This is a genomic window from Sphingopyxis bauzanensis (assembly GCF_002205675.1).
GTDB lineage: Bacteria > Pseudomonadota > Alphaproteobacteria > Sphingomonadales > Sphingomonadaceae > Sphingopyxis > Sphingopyxis bauzanensis.
Genome location: NZ_NISK01000004.1, coordinates 431,913 through 451,405, shown reverse-complemented (window position 1 = coordinate 451,405; position 19,493 = coordinate 431,913). Strand labels below are relative to the sequence as shown.

The following is a 19,493-nucleotide window of genomic DNA, read 5'->3' as shown; positions in this document are numbered from 1 at the left end:
CGCCGCCGGGTGAGCGGGTGGGGTCATGCGGCACCGGCAAGCATTCACATGAATACAGGTGGTCATCCGGTGCCGCTTCTTCCCCCCACAGAAGCTCTAAAGATAGTTGAGTGTGATCGTGAACGTACCGCTGTAGTCGCCCGGCGCCTGGTTGGCGCCAACCTCGAGCGTCGCGCCGACCGGAAAATTATAGTTGCCGAGCGGCGCGGTAATCCGGAAGCGTGTCGGCGATGTCGACAGCAGCGCGGTCGGGGTGCTGCCGATTTCAAAGGTGCGGGCGCGCATTCGCACTCCCGGCCCGGTTAGCCAGATCGTGTTCGACCCTAGCGAGATATTGACCTGACGGTTGAAGCTGCCGAGCCCGGCAAAGCGCGCCGGTTCGCCGCCGTTGCCGACCAGCGTGACGCCGCCGGTGCGCGTGCGCGACCCATCGGGTTCCAGCGTCACCGTTCCCGCCGCGTTCGACGGGATGATGTCGCCAAAACTCAGGTCGTTGACCTTGAAGAAAGAGAGCGGGCGCAGCACGATGGCTTCGCTTTGCGCCTGCGCCGTTTGCTGGGCATGGGCCGGCGCTGCGATGGCCGGGGCCATCATCAGCGCGCAGGCGGTGATGCCGCGCAGCAGGGGCTGCGGGTTTTGGGTGTGTCTGGTCCTCACACCCCTGGTCCTAGCGGTGAATTTCCAACATAGCGTTAACGGGGTGCTGGGCAAAAGGCGGCGCGTTGATGGGGGCTTTTACACGCGCTGGCGCGCGTCTATGGCACGGGCCATGACAGAAGCCGCCATCCGTATCGACGCCGTCTCGAAAACCTATGCCGGCGGCAAGCAGGCGCTCGACAATGTCAGTTTCGACGTGCCGCGCGGCCAGATTTTCGGGCTGCTCGGGCCGAACGGCGCGGGCAAATCGACGCTGATCAATATCCTTGCGGGGCTGGTCAACAAGACCGCCGGGTCGGCGCGCATCTGGGGCTTCGACATCGACGCCGACCCGCGCAACGCCAAATATTCGATCGGCATCGTGCCGCAGGAAATTGTCTTCGACCCCTTTTTCACGCCCTATGAGACGCTCGAGAATCAGGCGGGGCTATATGGCGTGCCGCGGGCCAAGCGCATTTCGGACGACCTGCTCGCGGCGGTGCATCTGACCGACAAGCGCGACGCTTATGCGCGCACCCTGTCGGGGGGCATGAAGCGCCGCCTCTTGGTCGCCAAGGCGATGGTCCACTCGCCGCCGATCATTGTTCTCGACGAGCCAACCGCCGGGGTCGACATCGAACTGCGCCAGCAGCTCTGGTCCTATGTCCAGTCGCTCAACGACCGCGGCGTAACGGTTGTGCTGACGACGCATTATCTCGAAGAGGCCGAAGAGCTGTGCGACCGGATTGCGATCATCAACCATGGCAAGCTGATCGCGAACAAGCCGACGCGCGAGCTGGTCGACATGGCGCGCGAGAAGATCGTCGTCGTGACCTTGGACGAAGACATCACCGACCTGCCGACCCACCCCGCCTTCGACAAGATCGAGCGCGAGGGGACGCGCGGGCTTGCGATCAGTTACAACAAGGACCGCATGAACGCAGGCGAAGTGCTCGCCGCGGTGAATGCGATGGGCCACGGCATCGTCGATGTGTCGACGCGCGAGGCCGACCTGGAGGATGTGTTCCTGAATCTGACGCGCGCGGCGAATGGTTGAACCGAACGACCCGCAGGAAGGGATGGCGTTCAATGAACGGCATTTTGCCCGGGGTCTGTTCGATCGCTTCGACGCGGCGCGGGCCAGCCGAAATCGCGACGCGTTGCGGCTGATTTTGACCGAAATCGAAATCTTTGATGTTGAAGGGACGATCGACAGGCTTTTCGATCCGCCGCCATCGGTCGCCGGCGATCGGGCTCCGCCGCCCAAGCCCGGCTTTATTCATGACGACAATTCCCCTTGGCGGCGGCCATCGATCCCCCCTGTCACGGGGCGCCATGCTGTGCGACAGAGGCGCCATGAGTGAATATGATGTCATCATTGTCGGGTCCGGCGCCGCCGGGCTGACCGCAGCGATCGCGCTGGCCGACCATTGCAAAGTGTTGGTACTGGCCAAAGGCGAGCTGACCGGCGGATCGACCGCCTGGGCGCAGGGCGGAATTGCCGCGGTGCTCGACGCGGGCGACACCTTCGAAAATCATATCGACGACACGATGGTCGCGGGCGCCGGGCTCAACCGGCGCGAGACGGTCGAGTTTGTCGTCGAGAATGCGCCCGCCTCGATCGAGCGGCTGGTCGAAATGGGTGTCCCGTTCAACAAGGATGCCGAGGCGTTGCACCTGACGCGCGAGGGCGGGCATTCGCACCGCCGCATCGTCCATGTCGACGACGCGACCGGCTGGGCGGTGCAGGCGGCGCTGCTCAAGACCGCCGATGCGCATCCCAACATCACCCTGTTGCCGGGGCAGGCGTGCGTCGACCTGATCACCGGGCGGCACGAGGAGCGCTATTCAGGCTCGGGCCGCGTGTGGGGCGTCTATGCGCTCGACGAAAAAACCGGCACGGTTCACGCGCATGTCGGCCGCGCGACGATCCTGGCAAGCGGCGGGGCGGGGCGCGTCTATCAGTTTTCGACGGCCCCCAGAGGCGCGACCGGGGACGGCATCGCGATGGCGTGGCGCGCCGGCTGCCGCGTGTCGAACATGGAAATGATGCAGTTCCATCCGACCTGCCTGTTCAACCTCGATGTCAAGAATTTCCTGATCACTGAGGCGGTGCGCGGCGAGGGGGGCATATTGAGGCATCCCGAGACCGGGCACCGTTACATGCCCGATTATGACGCGCGCGCCGAACTCGCGCCGCGCGATGTCGTGGCGCGCGCCAACGACGACCAGATCAAGCGTTCGGGGCTCGATTATGTCCATCTCGACATCAGCCACCTCGCCCCCGATTTCGTCGCGGGGCATTTCCCGAACATCCATGAAAAGCTGCTGACGCTGGGCATCGACATGACCAATCAGCCGATCCCGGTGGTTCCGGCGCAGCATTATACCTGCGGCGGCATATTGATCGACCTTGCCGGGCGCACCGACCTGCCGGGGCTATATGCCGCGGGCGAATGCACCGAAAGCGGGCTGCACGGCGCGAACCGCCTCGCGTCGAACAGCCTGCTCGAATGTTTCGTGTTCGGCGAAGCGGCGGCAAAGGACATCATCGCGCGCTGGGACCAGCTCGAACCGCCCCCCGCGATCCGTCCATGGGACGAAAGCCGCGTCACCGACTCCGACGAAGAGGTGATCATCAAGCAGAACTGGACCGAGATCCGTCGCTTCATGTGGAATTATGTCGGCATCGTGCGCACGACCAAAAGGCTGGAGCGCGCCCAGCACCGGATCAACATGATGACGGGGGAGGTCGAAGATTATTACGGCCATTTCCGCGTCACCACCGACCTGATCGAACTGCGCAACCTGCTGCAATGCGCCGACCTGATCGTGAAAAGCGCCCTGCACCGCAAGGAAAGCCGCGGGCTGCACTACACGCTCGATTATCCCGAGATGTTGCCGCAGGCGGTGGATACGGTGCTGGTGCCCTAGCTGCCGACGCCCAGCAAACGCCCAACCAAGATCAATATAATCGCGCCGATCACCGATGCCAGACACCCCGCGCGGTGGAAGTCGCCGCGGCCGCGCGAGGTCGCCAGGCCTGCCAGCAGCGAACCGCCGATGCCGAGCAGGATCGTCGCGATCCACCCCATTTGCACTGCGCCGGGATAAAAGAAACGCGCGAGTGCGCCGATGATCAGGCCCGAGATGATCGCGCCGATAATGTTGATCATGTGCCAAATCCTTCATGCAAAAACCGCTCCGCCAGCGCCGCGTGCAGCGCCGCGCCGCGCGCCATCACCTTTTCGTCGAGCACCATGCGATTACTGTGCAGCCCGCAGCAGGCGCGCCAGTCGCTGCCCTCGGCGCTCGCGCCGAGCCAGAACATCGCGCCGGGGACTTTTTCGAGCACGTAGGAGAAATCCTCGGCACCCATCACCGGATGGTCCATCGTCAGCCAGGCCGCCTCACCGAAAGTCTCTTCGACGACCGACTGGCCGAACGCGACCGCGCGGCTGTCGCAGATGGTGACGGGGAAACCCTCGTCGATCTGGACCTCGGCGCTGCAGCCATGCGCCTCGGCGATCGCGGGCGCGAGGCGTTTCAGTTCGCGCGCTACCATTGTGCGCCGCTCCGGAGAGAGCGTGCGAATTGTGCCAAGCAGTTCGGCGGTTTCCGGAATGATATTGTTCGTCGTCCCCGCGCTGATCTTTGCGATGGTAACGACGGCGGGGTCGAAGACCGAGACGCGCCTCGTCACCATCGTCTGGATTGCGGTCACAATGGCGCAGGCGACCGGAATCGGATCGACCGCATCATGCGGCATCGACGCATGGCCGCCCGCCCCCTTGACGATAATCGACAGCACGTCGGACGAGGCGAGCAGCGGCCCCGCGCGCGACGCGAAAATCCCGTGCGGCGCATTGGGCATGATGTGCAGCGCGAACGCTGCATCGGGCAGCGGGTCGATGATCCCGTCGTCGAGCATGAAGCGCGCGCCATGATGCCCCTCCTCGCCCGGCTGGAACATAAACATCACCGTACCGGGCAAACGGTCGCGCGCCGCGCACAGCAGCTTCGCCGCGCCGACGAGCATCGCGACATGGGTGTCATGCCCGCACGCGTGCATTGCGCCGCTGGTTTCAGAGGTGAATTCGAGCCCGGTATCCTCGACGAGCGGCAGCGCGTCCATGTCGCCACGCAGCAGCACGGTGCGCCCGTTGGCCGGGCCGCGCAGGATAGCGATCAGGCCCGTCGTCGACGGCCCCTCACGAAATTCGAGCGGCAGGCCGGCCAGTGCGTCCTTGATCTTCGCCAGTGTCTTGGGATTTTGCAGGCCCAGTTCCGGCTCGCGGTGAATCGCGCGGCGCAGGTCGACAAGGTCGTCGAGCAGCGTTTCGGCCTCGGCGGGCCAGATACTGGTGGTGGTAAGCGTCATACGCGGCCTCTCGTTCGCGGGAGTGGCCTGCACCCTGCCGCCGATCCGCCGCGAAGTCGAGGGGGCCGCCGCCGTGCGTTAGGCCAGCGCCGCCGCCCGGCGCTGTTTCCGCCCCGCCATCATCCGCAGCACGATCACGGCAACGACCAGCGCGACCGGCAGTGCGTACCAGCCGCTCACCGGGATGCGCTTGCCGTTGGTGAAGATGAAACTGAGTGCGACGATCCACACGCCCCACCAGTGCAGCCGACCCCACGCTTTCAGGCCGAGCGCCTTGACCATGCGGTCGAACGAGGTCGCGGCGAGCAGCACGATGAACAGATAGGCGGTGCCGCCGGTGACGATCGATTTGGGGTCGGTCAGCACCCAGAAGACGCCGGGGTCGGTCTGCCACAGCGCGATGATCGCCAGCGCATGGACGAAGTGCGACATCGCAAAGCCCAGCCCAAGCTGGCGCCGGTTGCGGCGCAGCCAGCGGGTGAAGGGGGTGGGCCACAGTTTGAAGGCGGCGGACGCGGCGAAGGCGGCGAGGAACAGGACGAGCGAGGTGCGTGCGGTGGCGCGGATCACCATGCGATAACCGTCGGTGTCCCAGCCAAGGACGAAGAGGAAGCCGAGCGACATCGCCGCCAGCGTCAATGTCAGCGTCCAGAACAGCCCCCAGCCCTCGGTCCAGCCTGTTGTCGCGGTCATCACATCCTCCGTTTAAGCCTAGTGATGCTAGGTATAACTTGCATACCTAGCATTGCAAAGCTAAATCGACGAGCATGTCTGCCGAAATGCTCAAAGGGCACCTCGATGCCGTGCTGCTCGCCACCATCGGCGACGAGGCCTTGCACGGCTATGCGATCATTGAGGCAATCCGCGCGCGCAGCGGCGGCCATTTCGATTTGCCCGAAGGGACGATCTATCCGGCGCTGCACCGGCTCGAACTCGCGGGGCTGCTCGCCAGCCGCTGGGTCCAGCCCGACGGCGGACGCAAACGCCGCGTCTATACGCTGACCGACAGCGGCCGGCGGTCGCTGGTCGAGCGGCGCGCCGGCTGGCAAAGCTTTGCCAGCGGCATCGATCTGGTGCTGGGGTCGCGCGCATGAGCGGACCGATCGCCACCTATCTCGACGAACTCGACGATGTGCTGGCGTTCGATCCGCGCCTGTCGCGGCGGGTGCGCGACGAGATCGAATCGCATTTGTGCGACACCGCCGCGCAGGTGGGTGAAGCCGCTGCAGTGCGGCGCTTCGGGCGCCCCGCCGAAATCGCACGCGCTTATGCCGAGGCGGCGCTGCCCGACCGGCTGCGGCGCTCGTGCGTCGCCGCGGCGCTACTCGGTGGCGCGACCCTGTTGCTGATGCAGCTGCGGTCGGTCATCCTCGACATTCCGGGCGGCACCGATCCGCTGACCTGGTTCGATCGCGTCGGACTGGTCGCGGCGCTGGTGTGCATTGGCGCCGCGTGGCGAATGGCATCGCATGGTCAGATCGCGGCGGTGCGGCGCTGGCTGCATTTTGCCGCTGGCAGCCTGGCATTGTCGGTCGGTGCCAGCCTGCTGCGCGCTTACGCCGCCAGCGGCGATGCGGCCTTTGTCCTGATCGGTGGCAGTGCGCTGGTCGAACTGCTGCTGCTCGGCGGCTTGATGGCGCAGCTGGCCAGACTCGACCGCTATGCTCGCCGGCTGGCGGTTTAGCGCTTGCCCCCGAACAATTGCCGCCCCGCCAGGTCGAGCATGATCTCCTCGCTGCCCCCGCCGATCGCATTGACGCGCACCTCGCGGTAGATGCGTTCGACCTTGCTGCCGGTGATATAGGACGCGCCGCCCAGCACCTGCGCCGCCTCGCGCGCCACGGCCTCCAGCATCCGCGTCGCCTGCACCTTCAGCATCGCGAAGTCGGCGGGGCGGTCCTTGCCGTTTTTGACCTGCCAGGCGCACAGGTCGACCCACGCCTGCGTTGCCTCGATCTGGCGCTCCATGTCGGCGAGCTTGATGCGGATCGACTGGTGGCCGACGAGTGGCTTGCCAAAAGTCTCGCGGTTCTGCGCCCACTCCGCCGCCTCGGCCATCGCGACGCGGGCATAGGCGCAGCAGCCCATCGCCATGCCGAGTCGTGCGCTGTTGAAATTGCGCATGATACCGATGAAGCCGCCGTTTTCTGGCCCGATCAGGTTGGCGGTGGGGACGCGCACGTCGCTGAAGTGGATCGCTGCGGTATCGCTGCACCGCCAGCCCATCTTGTCGAGCCTTGTGCGTTCGACGCCGGGGCTGTCCATGTCGATCAGCAGCAACGAGATGCCCGCCGCGCCCGGCCCGCCGGTGCGCACCGCGCAGGTCAGCCAGTCGGCTCGCATGCCCGACGTGATGAACATCTTGCCGCCGTTGACCACATAGTGGTCGCCATTCCTGACCGCGGTCGTCTTGAGGTTCGCGACGTCGCTGCCGCCGCCCGCCTCGGTGATGCCGAGCGCTATGATCTTGTCGCCCGCGAGCACCGGCGGCGCGACGCGCTGTTTCAGCTCGTCGGAGCCGAGCGCGAGGATCGGCGGCAGCCCGATACCATGCGTCATCAGCGACGCACCCAGCCCGCCCGCGCCGACCGCGGCGAGTTCCTCGGTCAGCACCAGCCCGTGGAAATTGTCGAAGCCTTCACTGTGCCCGCCATATTGTTCGGGGTAGCGCAGCCCGAGGATCCCCGCCTCGGCGGCCTTTTTGTGCAACTCGCGTGGCAGTTCGCCGTCGGCCTCCCAGCGGTCGATATGCGGCGCGATCTCGCGGCTGACGAAACGGCGGACGCTCTGCGCCAGCGCCTCATGGGTTTCGTCATAATAGGGCGAACGGGCGCGCCAGTCGTCAAAGGCTGTCATGGCGAGGATGCTGCGCGTGGTTGACGTAAACGTCAAGCCGGGTTTCGGACGCCGCGAAGCCGAAAGAAAGTCTCACGCAAAACTGCGAAGGCGCGAAGAAGACACCCAGCCCCTTCGTGCTGAGCTTGTCCAAACCCCGCTCTTTTTTTGTGGCGCCCAAAAACAAGAGCAGCCCCCTTCGACTGTCTTGCAGGCGCTCCGGACAGGCTTCGACAAGCTCAGAGCAATTGGTTTGGCAAAGATCTTCGCGCCTTTGCGCCTTTGCGTGAAACAATATGGCGCGACCTCGCGGCCTCATGCTTGCGCTGCGCGAACAAGCGGTTAGGGTCGCGCGCCATGCACAAACCTTCCCTGCTCGCCGGCCTCGCCGCTCTCGCCCTCGTCGTCACCCCCGCTGCGGCGCAGAAATCGCCCGAGGCGGTCGCCGAAGCGGCGCTCCAGCGCGCGCCGGTGTTCGATGGCCATAATGACGTACCGTGGGAACTCCGCGGGCAAGTTGGCAATGTGATCAACGACTTCGACTTTCGCGACACCACCAAACCGAAGCCCGACGGAACGGTGATGCACACCGACATCCAGCGGCTACGCAAGGGCCGCGTCGGGGCGCAATTCTGGTCGGTCTATGTTCCGTCGAACACCAATGAGGCCCAATCGATCCAGCAGACGATCGAACAGATCGACGTCGCGAAGCGGCTGATCGCGCGTTACCCTGCCGACCTGTCGTTGGCGTATAACTCGGCCGAACTGCAAAGCCAGATGAAGGCGGGCAAGGTCGCCGGGATGCTGGGGATCGAGGGCGGCCAGTCGATCGGCTCGTCGCTCGCCGTGCTGCGCGAGATGTTCGGCATGGGGGTGCGCTATATGACGCTGACCCATGGCAAGAACGTCCCCTGGGCCGACAGCGCCACCGACGCGCCGAAGCACGACGGGCTCACCGATTTCGGACGCCAGGTTGTGCAGGAAATGAACCGCCTCGGCATGATCGTCGACCTCAGTCACGTCAGCGAAGCGACGATGAAGGATGCGCTGGAGGCGACCAAGGCGCCCGTGATGTTCAGCCATTCGGGGGTGCGCGCGGTCAACGACCATCCGCGCAATGTGCCCGATTCGGTGCTGCCCGCGGTCAAGGCTAACGGCGGCGTGATCATGGTGGTATTCTATGCCGCCTTCGTCGATCCCAATTTGCGCGAGCATGGGCTGAAGCGGACGGCGGAACGGGCGCGCCTCGATGCGCTGTATCTCGGCAATCCGGCGGGCGGCGCCGCAGCGCTGAAGGCGTGGGATGCCGCCAACCCGCCGCCGTCGACCCCGCTCGGGCTCGCCGCCGACCATATCGACCATATCAAAAAGACGATCGGCGTCGATCATATCGGGATCGGCGGCGATTATGATGGCATGGACGCGACCCCCGTCGGGCTTGAGGATGTCACCGGCTATCCGGCGCTGTTCACCGAACTGGCGCGCCGCGGCTATACGCAGGCCGAGCTGGAAAAGATTTCGAGCGGCAACATGCTGCGGGTGCTGAAGGCGGCGGAATTTTATTCGGCGAGTCAGAAGGGGCAGCCGCCGATCGAGACGCCGGTGGTGAAGTAGCCCCGGCTTCGCGGGGCGACGCTATTTGTCGCGCTCGCCAAACGGCCATTCCACCGCTCCGCTCGACCATAGCGCCCACCAGATGATCACGGGCTGCAACGCCAGCCGTGGCCCATGATACCACCAGCTCAGCGTCTCGCCGCCGATCGCGATATTGGCGAAGGCATGGTGGATATTCGCGGGCCACACGCACAGCGCATAGAGCGCCAGTCCCCAGCCCGCCACTTTGCGTGTCGCGGGGATCAGCAGCCCGATCGCGCCCAGCAATTCGGCAACACCCGTCGCCGCGACGACCAACTCGGGCTGCGTCACCCACGGCGGCGTGATCGCGAGAAAGGCCGCCGGGCGCACCAGGTGCAGATACCCCGCATAGCCATAGGCGAGCGCGAGCAGCCAGCGCAGCACAGTCTGGATGCCGTCCTTCAACGCCCGATGGCTTCGAGCATCGCCTCAACGCTAACGAACTTCTCACGCGGGTTGCCGTCGAGCGCGGCGGCGACCTCGGCCGCCTCGATCCGGCGCCAGTCGGCGAAAGTCACCGGCGCCACCCCACGGCTCGCCAGCAAAGCGTCGAGCCCCGGCCGCCCCGCCTTGCCCGCGCCGCGCCCGACGTCCTCCAACACCATCTCGGCGATCCTTGCGCCGTCGGGCTTGTTCGTGCCGATCGTCCCCGACGGGCCGCGCCGCGCCCAACCGACGCAATACAGTCCGGGCAGGATCCGCCCGTCGTCATTGGCGAACCGTCCGCGCCCATGCTCATAGGGAACGCCGGGGATTGGCGGCGTCTGATAGCCGATGCAGCTGATCACCAGCCCAGCGTCAATCGCATAGGTTTCGCCGGTGCCATGGCTGCGCAGCTCGGCATCGAGCGTCGTGCGTTCGACGATGATCCGCTGGGCATGTCCCTCGCCCTCGATCGCCACCGGCATCGCGAAAAAGTCGAAATCGATCGTCACCGGCTTGGCGACCGGGTTGGCGGCAAAACTGCGCAAATGCGTCACCGACTTGCGCATCCCGGGTTCGAGCAGCGCGTCGTCGCCCTCGGGGGGCAGGTCGGCAGGATCGACGCGCGGGCTGGCGCGTTCGAGATGGCCAAGCTCGCCGAGCTCCTTCGGGGTCATCGCGATCTGGTGCGGGCCGCGGCGACCGAGGATATGGATATGCCGCACTGCGCTGCCCGCAAGCTGCTCGCGCGCATGCGCGACGATGTCGCTGCCGGTGAATTCTTGCGCCGTCTTGGCCAGAATGCGTGCGACGTCGAGCGCGACATTGCCATTGCCGATCACCGCCACGCCGGCGGCGCCCAGCGGCGGATTCAGATCGGCGAAATCGGGATGGCCATTGTACCAGCCGACAAAGGCGGCGCTGCCGATCACCCCGGGCAGCTCGGCGCCGGGAATGTCCAGCGGCCGGTCGTTCGGTGCCCCGGTTGCCAGCACCACCGCGTCGTATAATTCGATCAGCTCGTCGATCGACACATCGGTGCCGACCGACACATGGCCGACAAAGCGGACGTTGTCGGCCAATGCAGTCCCCTCATAGCGCCGCGACACCGCTTTGATCGATTGATGATCGGGCGCGACCCCGGTGCGGATCAAGCCATAAGGGACGGGCAGGCGGTCGATGACATCGACCGCAATATCATCGGCTTTCTGCAGTGTTTCGGCGGTGTAATAGCCCGCGGGGCCGGACCCGACGATCGCGACGTGACGCATCAACCCACTCCTCCGGGTGTCCGCGCGGGCGCGCGGCCCCTTGTCTGTTATGCCGCGATGCTAGCGGCGAAATGCGGCAGGGCAAGCGACCTTGTGCGGACAGCACGGCGGCCTTGACAGCGCGGCCTCGCAATCATATTGCGCCCGCCTCACGATTGCCCTGTCGTCTAATGGTAAGACTGCGGTTTCTGATACCGCCTATCGAGGTTCGAATCCTCGCGGGGCATCCAAATTTACCAACTAAAGCGTTGATTTAGTTGAATAATATCAGCTTCTGGTGAAGCTCCTCCCCCATTTCCTCCCTCAGTTGGTTCCGCCAGTCATGGCGTAGAAAAGCGGCCATTCGGCAAGGATTTCCGGCATTCCGGCAGAATCTCGGTCGATCCTTCGTGATCTGGCGACGAGATCAAGCACGGTGCCGCCCCAGCCAGCCGGTGCTTCCAGAGCGTCCCAAGGACGCTCGGCACGTCTCTATCAACTCAATGAAAACAATGAGTTATTTTGAGACGGAATCGCGCTTTGGCTCAGGCGCTCCCCTTGTAGCTCGGCCCATTTTTGCCCAAATTGTTGGTAGCAATTTTGCTCCTACCAACAAATTTCAGCGCTCAGGATCCGAACCCGTTCACGTGGGGAAAGGGTACCAACATGCTTACCAACATCGCAATCAAGGCGCTCAAGACTGCGAGCAAGGGTCGTGTCCCACGAGGTGGTGTAACTGGGGGGGGTGAGGTGGCCACGGTGATTTTCGGATAGATTTGGGTTGCAAGACTCGAACCTGACGGAAGAAATCACGATGACCGATCCGATGATGTACATTACGATATTCCCGACCGGGAAGATCTAGACCAATTTGGTGCTTTCTCAGATTATTATTCCCCTGGCACTAGACATAGCTGTGCGGGCAACGGCTGTAAGCGAAGACTTGGCCGAGACCGGTTGCGATCCAAACATCCTTAGCGCGTTGGTGGCGATTGTTGAAGGTCGCGCGGCCCTAATTCGCAGTGCTCTTTAGCAGGCTGTTGAAAAAGTGTTAGCGCGAGGGCTCATCGCGATTCACTTTCCGGGAGCTGAGAGACCGTCGCGATCATCGGCGATGTCGAACAACGCGGCGCCGCGGCGGTGGCTGACGTCAGCGGCGTCTATTCACACGAATATGGACCGATCATGCTGCGCCAGCGTGGCATCGAAATATGGGGCTGCTACAACAGCGGCCTCGGCACGCTGCGCGGCACGCTGTTCGGCCGGATCATGCGGCTCGCCTGGTTCTCGAACGAGGAGGGCAGCATCGGTGCCGAAACGCTGGTCGCGGCGAACGACAAGCTCTACGGCTTTTGGTATCGGCCCGAGGACAAGATGGGTAGCCCGCGGAACGCCGACAAGCAAAGCGGCATCGATGGTACCGATCTGGGCAAGTGCCGCGCGGTGCTCTATCCGCCGGTCTGAACTTTAGAGGGCGCATCATGAATCCCGTTTTTCCCGTCGCAATGCCATCCGCCGAAATTGCCGGCAGCGATCAGCGTTTTCCGATCCGGCGTATATTCTGCGTCGGCAAGAATTACGCCGATCATGCGCGCGAAATGGGCGGCGACCCCGACCGCGAACCGCCCTTCTTTTTTTCCAAGCCCGCCGATGCAGTCATTACAGGGACGGCCGATATTGTAATGCCGCCGCGCACGACCAACCTGCATCACGAGATCGAGCTGGTCGTGGCGCTGGGCGGCGGCGGCACCAATATCGGCGAGGATGACGCGCTGGCGGCGGTGTTCGGTTATGCGGTTGGTAACGACCTGACCCGCCGCGACCTGCAAGCCGACGCCAAGGCCGGCGGGCGACCATGGGATATGGCCAAGGGTTTCGACCATAGTGCGATCCTGTCGCCGATCCTCCCGGTGGTCGACGTCGGCCATCCTTCGTCCGCGCGCATCTGGCTGTCGGTGAATGACGAGCTGCGCCAGGACGGCGACATCGCCGATATGATCTGGCCGGTGGCGGACATCATCGCCGAACTGTCGACCTATGTCGAACTGAAGGCGGGCGATGTGATCTATACCGGCACCCCGGCGGGCGTCGGCCGGATCGTCGCTGGCGACCGGGTTGCGGGCGGCATCGACGGCATTGGCACGATCGCCAATCGCTTCGTCTGATTCAGACTATATAACTTCTGGCTGTTGCTCGCGGCGGGGCTACCCGACGGCGCATTGCAGCTGCTGACCGGGCGCGACCTTGCGACCGGCCGGTGAACGCGCGGGATCGCTGGTACGCCCAACCTTGCTGGCGAATGTCGCCGATACTGCGCGCGTCGCCTGTCACGAAGCCTTTGGGCCGGTCGCCAGCCTGTTTCGTTTCACCGAACTCGACGCGGCCATCGACGCCGCCAACCGCGCCGATTATGCCATTCACGCAGCGTTCTTCACCGAATCGATCAGTCACGCGCGCCACGCGGCGCGGCGCTTGCGGGTCGCCGGGGTGATGATCAATGATTCGACCGACTACCGGCTCGACGCCATGCTGTTTGGTGGCGCCGGGCGGGGCAATATGGGGCGTGAAGGCGTGCGCTTTGCGATGCGCGAAATGTCCCAGACAAAGGTGATATGTTTCCATGACGCTTGATGCCGCCACGATAGAAATTCCCGCAACACCCGGCCGCGCCTGGTGCGAAGACATGGACCGCGCCGACGCGCTGGCGCCGATGCGCGACCAGTTCGACCTGCCCGACGGGATGATCTATCTCGACGGCAACTCGCTGGGTGCGATGCCAAAGGCGGCGAGCGCGCGGGCGCAGACGGTTGTGACGCACGAATGGGGCACCGATCTGATCAAGAGCTGGAACAGCGCCGGCTGGTTCGACCTGCCGGTGCGGCTGGGCGACAAGCTGGCGCCGCTGATCGGTGCCGATGCGGGCGAGGCGATCGTCTGCGATTCGACAAGTCAGAATTTGTTCAAGGTCTTGTCGGCGGCGGTGGCGATGCGGCCCGATCGCAGCGTGCTGATCCTTGAGGGCAGCAATTTTCCGACCAACAATTATATCGCCGAAGGCGTCGCCGCGGCGACCAGTGGGCGCGTGTCAGTGCGATTGTGCGAAAAGGACGAGATTGCGGACGCGATCGACGAAAACACCGTCGCGGTCGCGATCACCCATGTCCATTACAAGAGCGGGCATGTCCATGACATGGCGGCGATCACCGCCCGCGCTCACGCCGCGGGGGCGCTCGCGATCTGGGATCTGTGCCACAGCGCGGGGGCGATGCCGGTCGACCTGAATCGCTGCAATGCCGATTTTGCGGTCGGCTGCACCTATAAATATCTCAACGGCGGCCCCGGTTCGCCCGCCTTCTTATTTGCGGCCAAGCGGCATCAGGGGCAGGCGCTGCAGCCTGTGACGGGATGGTGGGGCCATGCCGCGCCCTTTGCCTTCGAGCCGGGTTACCGCCCGCAGCCGGGGCTGCGCCAGTTTCTGATCGGCACCCAGCCGATCCTGTCGATGGCGCTCGTCGAAACCGGGCTTGATATTCATTTGCAGGCCGACATGGCGGCGATCCGCACCAAGTCGATGGCGCTGACCGATCTGTTCATCCACCTGGTCGAGCAGCGTTGCGCCGGACACGGCTTTACGCTGGCTTCGCCGCGCGAAGCGGCCGAACGCGGCAGCCAGGTGTCGTTTGCGCACGCCGAGGGTTATCCGATCATGCGCGCGCTGATCGCCGCCGGGGTGATCGGCGATTTCCGCGCCCCTGACACGGTGCGCTTCGGCTTTACCCCGCTCTACGTTGGCTATGCTGATGTCTGGGATGCCGTCGACCGGCTGGTGACGATCATGGATCAGGGCGTCTGGAAACGACCCGAACATCAGGAACGCGACGCCGTCACATGACCGACAGGCAGGGGGAAATGGCGATGGACGAACAGGCCTATCTGGACCTTGAGGCGGCGCTTGAGCGCGGCTTGACCAAGGCGCCGATCATCACGATCGGCTTGGGCGGGGCGATCAGCACCGGCCTGTTCATTGGGTCGGGGTGTAGGACTGTACGGACTCGCGGGACATCTTTCATATTGCCGATAGGGAACCGGATGGATGGATCAGTATGCGGCGCGGTTTGCGGCCTATGACCGTGTCCGGACGCCTGAGACCTAGCGCCGCGTTCACGCCCACCACAACCTTAGCCTCGGCATCGCGAACAGCATCGTCGCGGTGCAAAATGGCGCGATCCGCGTCGATGCCAGCCTTGCCGGGATGGGGGCAGGGGCGGGCAACGCCCCGCTCGAAGTCTTCATCGCCGCCGCCGCCGACCATGGGCTCGACTCCCGCGCGATCCTCGTCGAGCTCGGCTGGCGCAAGATGGTGGGCGGGCAGGAAGACATGATCGTCGACGTCGCGCTCGACATGCTGGCGGCGGAACATCGAAAGAGTAAGCGAATATAGAATGTCGTCGCAGCAACATCTCGTCTCGTTGTTCGTCCATTCGTGAACAAACAACCGGATCGGCGATCAATTCATATTTGAGCAGGAGATTTGCTGGATCTCCAGAGGGGGGAGCGGGGGCCGCGGCCAGCGCCGCCGGTGATAAATCCGCCCCCTTGATCGAGCAATATCCGGCGCATCTCAAGAAAAGTTGCGCGCTGACAGACTTTGACAACCTCGTCGCCGTTGCGATGCGACGAACCGCGTCTTTTTGCGGGCCCGCGCAAATTTTCTCGTCGCCATGCATCTATACACCACCGCCGCGCCGTCTAGCTGATGATCGGCCCTTGCGCCGGTCCGGGCGGCGGCTTCGCGCGGCGGTTGATATGTGCTCCCCGGTGCAGTTCATCCCCGCCTTGCGGGAAGCCGTCGCCTGTGGTTTCACCATGCCGGTGCGGTATGACGGAGAGATATGTCGATGGATTTTTTGATTGCCGCCGCGGCCGCTGCCGCCACCGTGCCCGCCCCCGCGGCGACGCCGCCCGCCCCCACGACAGTATCGGTTCCGGTCGCGGAATCGATCAGCGCCGAAGATATCGCGGCCTATATCAGCCCGCGCGAAATCGCATCCTATATCCCGGCGCCGCCGCCGACGACCGAACTGGTTGCGATCAGCGACCAGTTGTTCAGCCTGCTGGAAAATTTAACGGTCGTCGCGCTGTTTGTCGTCGGCTTCTTCCTGCTCGCACGGCTGCTCCACGCGTGGATGCTCCATCGTTCGATCCGCCGCGCGCTCGAAGCCAAGTCGGATTCGGTCGGCCCGCTGATCGAAAAGCTCAACAAGCCATATGAGCATGTCGGCGGCAGCCGCGAGGCTGAGGCGCCGGGTGATGACCGCAATGCCCTTGTCTTGTTGGCGATCGGCCTCGCGATGGCGGGCTTCGGGCTGATCCAGGGCAATGAACAGATCATCCGCACCGCTGCGGGTGCGTCACTCTTCCCGATCTTTGTCGGCATCGCCTTGCTCGTCCGCCGCCGCCTCGCGCGCGCCGCGGCTGCCGAGGAGCGCGCCGCTGCGTGATGGTGGGAGCGCCGATGAAGATTGGGCTCTCAACCAGCGGGTTGCCGGGGGGGATCGTGCCGCTTTCCAGCTCCTCGTGCTGCGGCACGAAGGGCGGTTGCGGGCATTCCTTGCGCGCGCCGCGGGATGCGACGCCGACGATCTGGCGCAGGAAGCCTTCGTCCGCGCGTGGCAACGCGCCGACGATTATCGGGGGCAGGGGAGTTATGCGGCCTGGATCATGGGGATCGGCTGGCGGTTGTTTCTCGACCAGCGGCGCACCGCGCGGCGGCGCGAGGGACTGGCGGGCCGCGATGACGACGCGCCGACGTCGACCGATCCGCGCGGCGCAAGCGATGCGGCGATCGACGCCGACCGCTTGCTCGCCGTACTCTCGCCGCAGGAACGCGCTGCGCTCACTTTGTGCTTCGGCCATGGCTGGTCGCACGGTGAGGCGGCCGAGATCATGGGGGTGCCGCTCGGCACGCTCAAATCCCTGGTCTTGCGCGGGCGCGCCAAGGCGCAGAAGATGATCGGCGAAGGAGCGGACGCATGACGGCCTCGAATCAGACGGACATCGATGCGATGCTGACCGCGATGTTGGCACCGCCGACGCGTCCGGGCGACCGCGCCTTTACGCTTCAGGTCGAACGCGCGAACGACGCGCAGGCCGCCTACGCCCGCGCCCGCGCGCGCTTCTGGCGCAGTTTTGCGTTCGAAGCGCTGGCGGTCGGCGCGCTGCTCGCGGCGCTATGGCTGCTGTCGTCGGCACCGCTGCTCGCGCCGCTGGCCGGATCAACGCATTGGGGCCTCGCGCCGCCGCTGCTGCTCATCCTGCTGCTGTGGTTCGGGGTGCAACGCTGGCGGAGCGCCTAGCTGGCGGGCGAATCCTCGCCGTCGATGCCCTGATATTTGAGCTGGAGATAGCGTTCGCGCGTTGCCAGTTTGTCGAGTTCGCCCGCGGCCAGGCTGCGCGCCGCGCTGCCAATCTCGGCCTCCAGCATCTTGAGCCCGCCGACCAGCGTCTCGTCGGGAGTCCGACCGGCATGGGCTTCGCCGCGCAGCCCCGTGGGGATGCGCTGGTAACCCGCGACGAGTTCGGGCAAATCCTCGCCGACCAGCTTGCGGATATTCGCCGCCGCGGGTTCGCTGGGGTCGAGGGTCTGGAGCTGCGGCGCGAGCAGGTCGAGCTGGACGCCGATGCCGTCGACCAGCGTGCGTGCGGGTGCGGGAAGCGCGGGACGCTGCGCTTCCAGCCAGATTTCGGTGCGCCCCGCGAGCTGCTTCAAATCGGTCTTGGGCAAATCGGCCTGACGTGGTTCGGGAAAGGGCGAGCGGCCGAACAGCACTGCGACGCCGATCAGCAGCACGAACAGCGCCAGCAGCCCGGTGAAGCCGAGCGGCTGAATCAGCGCGCCGAACAGCGCGGCGCCGAGCAACACGATACCCCCCGCGATCAGCACCCGGCCCAGCTTTTTGTACAGATGCTGGCGGCGCAGCGCGACGCTCTTGGTCCCGATCGGGCGGCGGCGCTCGCGCGATCGTTCGATCGCTGATGCCGCGGACATCCGGACCTTGTCGACCTCGCTCATCGTCATCCTTCGAGCGACGCGAGCGGGCTGTCGGCGCCACCGACGCTCGCCTGCGCCTGGCTCGCACCCTCGGCGCGCGCGATATAGCCTTTCGACTTGGCGACCTCGCCCTCCAGCGTGTTGACCGTCGTCTTCATGCTGTCGAGCGCTTTGAGCTTGAAGGTGTCGATCGCGTCCATCGTGTCATAGATATTCTGGAACGCACGCTGCAGCGTCTCCATCGGGATCGTGCTCGACGCCGCCTGTTCGTGGATGCGCGCAGTATTGTCCTTCAGCATCTTCGACGTGCCGTCGATGATGTTCGCGGTCGTCGTGTTGAGCGCGGTGATCTGTTCTAGCACCAGCTTCTGGTTGGTCATCGCCTGCGCGACGGTGATCGCGGTTTTCAGCGCGCCGACGGTGGTCGTGCTGGCGCGGTCGACCCCCTTTACCAGCTCGACATTGTTCTTTTTGACGAGGTCGAGCGCGAGATAGCCCTGCACCGTCACCGCCATTTGGGTGAGCAGATCCTGCGTCCGCTGGCGCGCATAGAAGAGCGCATTTTCGCGCAGCACCTTGGCTTTCGCCGGGTCGCTACTGTCGAGTTCTTCGGCTTTTGCTTCGAGTTTGGCATCGAGCGTCTGGGCGATATGGACCATCTGCTCCAGCTTGCCCATCGCCTCCCACAGCTTGCGGCGTTCGACGTCGATGGCGGCATTGTCCATCAACAGCTCGTCCTTGCCGTTTGCCAGCGCGTTGAGCACTCCCGAGATATGCGACTGGGCGCTGCGATATTTGGCGAAATAATTGGTGACGCTGCTGCCGAACAATTTGTCGAGGATGCCGCGTTTCGACATCAGCTTGCCGTTCGATGACGGGTCGAGCCGCTCGACGGTGTTGCGCAATTCGATCAGGTTCAGGCCGATGTCGCTGTCGCGGTCCATCGCCTTGATCGGGCGGTCGAGGAAGCGGTTCGACTGGTTAGCCGCCTCCAGCATTTCCTTGCGGCCCATGTTGGTGATCTGGTCGACCTTTTGCCCGAACGCGGGCGAGTTGACGTCCTGCGCGACCAGGTCGTCGATAAAGCCGTCAACGCGTTCTTCCAGCTTCGACTTCTGCTCGGTCGACAGCGGGACCAGCCCGGCGGCTTTTTCGGGCGACACCGCCGGCACCGGGTCGGGCGGGGTCAGCTTCAGTTCGTCAGTTGCGGTCGCAGTGGCCGTCACTTCGCTCATTCGTCTTCCTTCCAACCCCGTGCCGCCTGTCTATATGGCATGCAGCT

23 protein-coding genes, 1 tRNA gene and 1 pseudogene are annotated in these 19,493 nt (G+C 64.7%); 16 read left to right on the top strand and 9 right to left on the bottom strand.

From position 1 onward, the window contains the following. Positions 1–96: 96 nt before the first annotated feature. Complete coding sequence (locus CDQ92_RS17680; protein WP_229667650.1) at positions 97–657, bottom strand: DUF4402 domain-containing protein; 561 nt, start codon at positions 655–657, stop codon at positions 97–99. A gap of 112 nt (positions 658–769) precedes the next feature. Here CDQ92_RS17680 and CDQ92_RS17675 point away from each other — a divergent pair, with 112 nt between their 5' ends. From CDQ92_RS17675 to nadB, 3 genes are read left to right on the top strand one after another with little or no spacing between them, the layout of a single operon-like run. Beyond that, entirely contained in the window at positions 770–1,693 is a 924-nt protein-coding gene (locus CDQ92_RS17675; protein ID WP_088443100.1) for an ABC transporter ATP-binding protein, read from the top strand. Further along, positions 1,686–2,000 (top strand): hypothetical protein, encoded by a 315-nt coding sequence (locus CDQ92_RS17670; protein WP_088443098.1) that lies wholly within the window; start codon positions 1,686–1,688, stop codon positions 1,998–2,000. Before CDQ92_RS17675 ends, CDQ92_RS17670 begins: the two co-directional genes overlap by 8 nt. Further along, the gene (gene nadB, locus CDQ92_RS17665) at positions 1,993–3,570 is read left to right on the top strand and encodes an L-aspartate oxidase (protein WP_088443097.1); all 1,578 of its coding nucleotides are present in this window, start codon (positions 1,993–1,995) and stop codon (positions 3,568–3,570) included. The genes CDQ92_RS17670 and nadB overlap by 8 nt, the downstream gene beginning before the upstream one ends. On the opposite strand, the gene CDQ92_RS17660 is transcribed toward nadB, so the two are convergent. From CDQ92_RS17660 to CDQ92_RS17650, 3 genes are all read right to left on the bottom strand, one after another. Beyond that, positions 3,567–3,812 carry a GlsB/YeaQ/YmgE family stress response membrane protein gene (locus CDQ92_RS17660; protein ID WP_088443096.1) on the bottom strand — a complete coding sequence of 82 codons (246 nt, stop codon included), beginning with the start codon at positions 3,810–3,812 and terminating at the stop codon, positions 3,567–3,569. The genes nadB and CDQ92_RS17660 overlap by 4 nt on opposite strands. Continuing rightward, the gene (locus CDQ92_RS17655) at positions 3,809–5,017 is read right to left on the bottom strand and encodes a M20 metallopeptidase family protein (protein ID WP_088443094.1); all 1,209 of its coding nucleotides are present in this window, start codon (positions 5,015–5,017) and stop codon (positions 3,809–3,811) included. Before CDQ92_RS17655 ends, CDQ92_RS17660 begins: the two co-directional genes overlap by 4 nt. A gap of 78 nt (positions 5,018–5,095) precedes the next feature. Further along, positions 5,096–5,710, bottom strand: a complete 615-nt coding sequence (locus CDQ92_RS17650) for a ferric reductase-like transmembrane domain-containing protein (protein WP_088443092.1) — start codon at positions 5,708–5,710, stop codon at positions 5,096–5,098. A gap of 74 nt (positions 5,711–5,784) precedes the next feature. Between CDQ92_RS17650 and CDQ92_RS17645 the strand changes: the two genes are divergently transcribed. Both CDQ92_RS17645 and CDQ92_RS17640 read left to right on the top strand, forming a co-directional pair. Next, positions 5,785–6,111: a PadR family transcriptional regulator gene (locus tag CDQ92_RS17645; protein WP_088443090.1), complete on the top strand. Its 327-nt coding sequence runs from the start codon at positions 5,785–5,787 to the stop codon at positions 6,109–6,111. Beyond that, positions 6,108–6,701, top strand: coding sequence for an HAAS signaling domain-containing protein (locus CDQ92_RS17640; protein WP_088443088.1), 594 nt, complete (start codon positions 6,108–6,110; stop codon positions 6,699–6,701). Before CDQ92_RS17645 ends, CDQ92_RS17640 begins: the two co-directional genes overlap by 4 nt. On the opposite strand, the gene CDQ92_RS17635 is transcribed toward CDQ92_RS17640, so the two are convergent. Beyond that, on the bottom strand, positions 6,698–7,873 hold the full coding sequence (locus CDQ92_RS17635) for an acyl-CoA dehydrogenase family protein (protein ID WP_088443086.1): 1,176 nt from the start codon (positions 7,871–7,873) through the stop codon (positions 6,698–6,700). The two genes, CDQ92_RS17640 and CDQ92_RS17635, sit on opposite strands and share 4 nt — an antisense overlap. 336 nt (positions 7,874–8,209) lie before the next feature. Here CDQ92_RS17635 and CDQ92_RS17625 point away from each other — a divergent pair, with 336 nt between their 5' ends. After that, a complete protein-coding gene (locus tag CDQ92_RS17625; protein WP_088443440.1) occupies positions 8,210–9,466 on the top strand; it encodes a dipeptidase in 1,257 nt (418 codons plus the stop codon). Positions 9,467–9,487: 21 nt separating this feature from the next. On the opposite strand, the gene CDQ92_RS17620 is transcribed toward CDQ92_RS17625, so the two are convergent. Both CDQ92_RS17620 and CDQ92_RS17615 read right to left on the bottom strand, forming a co-directional pair. Next, positions 9,488–9,892: a DoxX family protein gene (locus tag CDQ92_RS17620; protein WP_088443082.1), complete on the bottom strand. Its 405-nt coding sequence runs from the start codon at positions 9,890–9,892 to the stop codon at positions 9,488–9,490. Then, positions 9,889–11,181 carry an FAD-dependent oxidoreductase gene (locus tag CDQ92_RS17615; protein ID WP_088443080.1) on the bottom strand — a complete coding sequence of 431 codons (1,293 nt, stop codon included), beginning with the start codon at positions 11,179–11,181 and terminating at the stop codon, positions 9,889–9,891. Before CDQ92_RS17615 ends, CDQ92_RS17620 begins: the two co-directional genes overlap by 4 nt. Before the next feature lie 156 nt (positions 11,182–11,337). Here CDQ92_RS17615 and CDQ92_RS17610 point away from each other — a divergent pair. From CDQ92_RS17610 to CDQ92_RS17570, 10 genes and pseudogenes are all read left to right on the top strand, one after another. Continuing rightward, positions 11,338–11,411, top strand: a tRNA-Gln gene (locus CDQ92_RS17610). An 889-nt stretch (positions 11,412–12,300) separates the two neighbouring features. Beyond that, positions 12,301–12,624 carry a hypothetical protein gene (locus CDQ92_RS17605; RefSeq protein WP_088443078.1) on the top strand — a complete coding sequence of 108 codons (324 nt, stop codon included), beginning with the start codon at positions 12,301–12,303 and terminating at the stop codon, positions 12,622–12,624. Positions 12,625–12,665: 41 nt separating this feature from the next. Beyond that, entirely contained in the window at positions 12,666–13,325 is a 660-nt protein-coding gene (locus tag CDQ92_RS17600) for a fumarylacetoacetate hydrolase family protein (RefSeq protein ID WP_229667652.1), read from the top strand. Positions 13,326–13,404: 79 nt separating this feature from the next. After that, positions 13,405–13,791: an aldehyde dehydrogenase family protein gene (locus tag CDQ92_RS17595; protein ID WP_229667653.1), complete on the top strand. Its 387-nt coding sequence runs from the start codon at positions 13,405–13,407 to the stop codon at positions 13,789–13,791. Continuing rightward, positions 13,781–15,052: a kynureninase gene (gene kynU / locus CDQ92_RS17590; protein ID WP_088443074.1), complete on the top strand. Its 1,272-nt coding sequence runs from the start codon at positions 13,781–13,783 to the stop codon at positions 15,050–15,052. Before CDQ92_RS17595 ends, kynU begins: the two co-directional genes overlap by 11 nt. After that, positions 15,049–15,288, top strand: a complete 240-nt coding sequence (locus CDQ92_RS21455) for a hypothetical protein (protein WP_188682490.1) — start codon at positions 15,049–15,051, stop codon at positions 15,286–15,288. The genes kynU and CDQ92_RS21455 overlap by 4 nt, the downstream gene beginning before the upstream one ends. Next, positions 15,254–15,601: pseudogene (locus CDQ92_RS17580) on the top strand (4-hydroxy-2-oxovalerate aldolase); the annotation flags it as partial. The gene CDQ92_RS21455 and the pseudogene CDQ92_RS17580, both read left to right, overlap by 35 nt. 457 nt (positions 15,602–16,058) lie before the next feature. Beyond that, entirely contained in the window at positions 16,059–16,661 is a 603-nt protein-coding gene (locus CDQ92_RS21225) for a hypothetical protein (protein ID WP_158213885.1), read from the top strand. Continuing rightward, positions 16,567–17,196 (top strand): RNA polymerase sigma factor, encoded by a 630-nt coding sequence (locus tag CDQ92_RS17575; protein ID WP_268239245.1) that lies wholly within the window; start codon positions 16,567–16,569, stop codon positions 17,194–17,196. Before CDQ92_RS21225 ends, CDQ92_RS17575 begins: the two co-directional genes overlap by 95 nt. Beyond that, positions 17,193–17,516 carry a hypothetical protein gene (locus CDQ92_RS17570; protein WP_088443070.1) on the top strand — a complete coding sequence of 108 codons (324 nt, stop codon included), beginning with the start codon at positions 17,193–17,195 and terminating at the stop codon, positions 17,514–17,516. The genes CDQ92_RS17575 and CDQ92_RS17570 overlap by 4 nt, the downstream gene beginning before the upstream one ends. Here CDQ92_RS17570 and CDQ92_RS17565 read toward each other — a convergent pair. Beyond that, positions 17,513–18,232 (bottom strand): hypothetical protein, encoded by a 720-nt coding sequence (locus CDQ92_RS17565; RefSeq protein WP_229667654.1) that lies wholly within the window; start codon positions 18,230–18,232, stop codon positions 17,513–17,515. The two genes, CDQ92_RS17570 and CDQ92_RS17565, sit on opposite strands and share 4 nt — an antisense overlap. A gap of 2 nt (positions 18,233–18,234) precedes the next feature. Beyond that, entirely contained in the window at positions 18,235–19,446 is a 1,212-nt protein-coding gene (locus tag CDQ92_RS17560) for a toxic anion resistance protein (protein ID WP_088443066.1), read from the bottom strand. Positions 19,447–19,493 lie beyond the last annotated feature (47 nt).

What these genes read in the sequence shown, in the direction of transcription:
- CDQ92_RS17675 (WP_088443100.1), top strand. Translation starts at nt 770, where the DNA reads ATGACAGAAGCCGCCATCCGTATCGACGCCGTCTCGAAAACCTATGCC.
- CDQ92_RS17670 (WP_088443098.1), top strand. Translation starts at nt 1,686, where the DNA reads ATGGTTGAACCGAACGACCCGCAGGAAGGGATGGCGTTCAATGAACGG.
- nadB (WP_088443097.1), top strand. Translation starts at nt 1,993, where the DNA reads ATGAGTGAATATGATGTCATCATTGTCGGGTCCGGCGCCGCCGGGCTG.
- CDQ92_RS17660 (WP_088443096.1), bottom strand. Translation starts at nt 3,812, where the DNA reads ATGATCAACATTATCGGCGCGATCATCTCGGGCCTGATCATCGGCGCA.
- CDQ92_RS17655 (WP_088443094.1), bottom strand. Translation starts at nt 5,017, where the DNA reads ATGACGCTTACCACCACCAGTATCTGGCCCGCCGAGGCCGAAACGCTG.
- CDQ92_RS17650 (WP_088443092.1), bottom strand. Translation starts at nt 5,710, where the DNA reads ATGACCGCGACAACAGGCTGGACCGAGGGCTGGGGGCTGTTCTGGACG.
- CDQ92_RS17645 (WP_088443090.1), top strand. Translation starts at nt 5,785, where the DNA reads ATGTCTGCCGAAATGCTCAAAGGGCACCTCGATGCCGTGCTGCTCGCC.
- CDQ92_RS17640 (WP_088443088.1), top strand. Translation starts at nt 6,108, where the DNA reads ATGAGCGGACCGATCGCCACCTATCTCGACGAACTCGACGATGTGCTG.
- CDQ92_RS17635 (WP_088443086.1), bottom strand. Translation starts at nt 7,873, where the DNA reads ATGACAGCCTTTGACGACTGGCGCGCCCGTTCGCCCTATTATGACGAA.
- CDQ92_RS17625 (WP_088443440.1), top strand. Translation starts at nt 8,210, where the DNA reads ATGCACAAACCTTCCCTGCTCGCCGGCCTCGCCGCTCTCGCCCTCGTC.
- CDQ92_RS17615 (WP_088443080.1), bottom strand. Translation starts at nt 11,181, where the DNA reads ATGCGTCACGTCGCGATCGTCGGGTCCGGCCCCGCGGGCTATTACACC.
- CDQ92_RS17600 (WP_229667652.1), top strand. Translation starts at nt 12,666, where the DNA reads ATGCCATCCGCCGAAATTGCCGGCAGCGATCAGCGTTTTCCGATCCGG.
- kynU (WP_088443074.1), top strand. Translation starts at nt 13,781, where the DNA reads ATGACGCTTGATGCCGCCACGATAGAAATTCCCGCAACACCCGGCCGC.
- CDQ92_RS21455 (WP_188682490.1), top strand. Translation starts at nt 15,049, where the DNA reads ATGACCGACAGGCAGGGGGAAATGGCGATGGACGAACAGGCCTATCTG.
- CDQ92_RS21225 (WP_158213885.1), top strand. Translation starts at nt 16,059, where the DNA reads ATGGATTTTTTGATTGCCGCCGCGGCCGCTGCCGCCACCGTGCCCGCC.
- CDQ92_RS17570 (WP_088443070.1), top strand. Translation starts at nt 17,193, where the DNA reads ATGACGGCCTCGAATCAGACGGACATCGATGCGATGCTGACCGCGATG.
- CDQ92_RS17565 (WP_229667654.1), bottom strand. Translation starts at nt 18,232, where the DNA reads ATGAGCGAGGTCGACAAGGTCCGGATGTCCGCGGCATCAGCGATCGAA.
- CDQ92_RS17560 (WP_088443066.1), bottom strand. Translation starts at nt 19,446, where the DNA reads ATGAGCGAAGTGACGGCCACTGCGACCGCAACTGACGAACTGAAGCTG.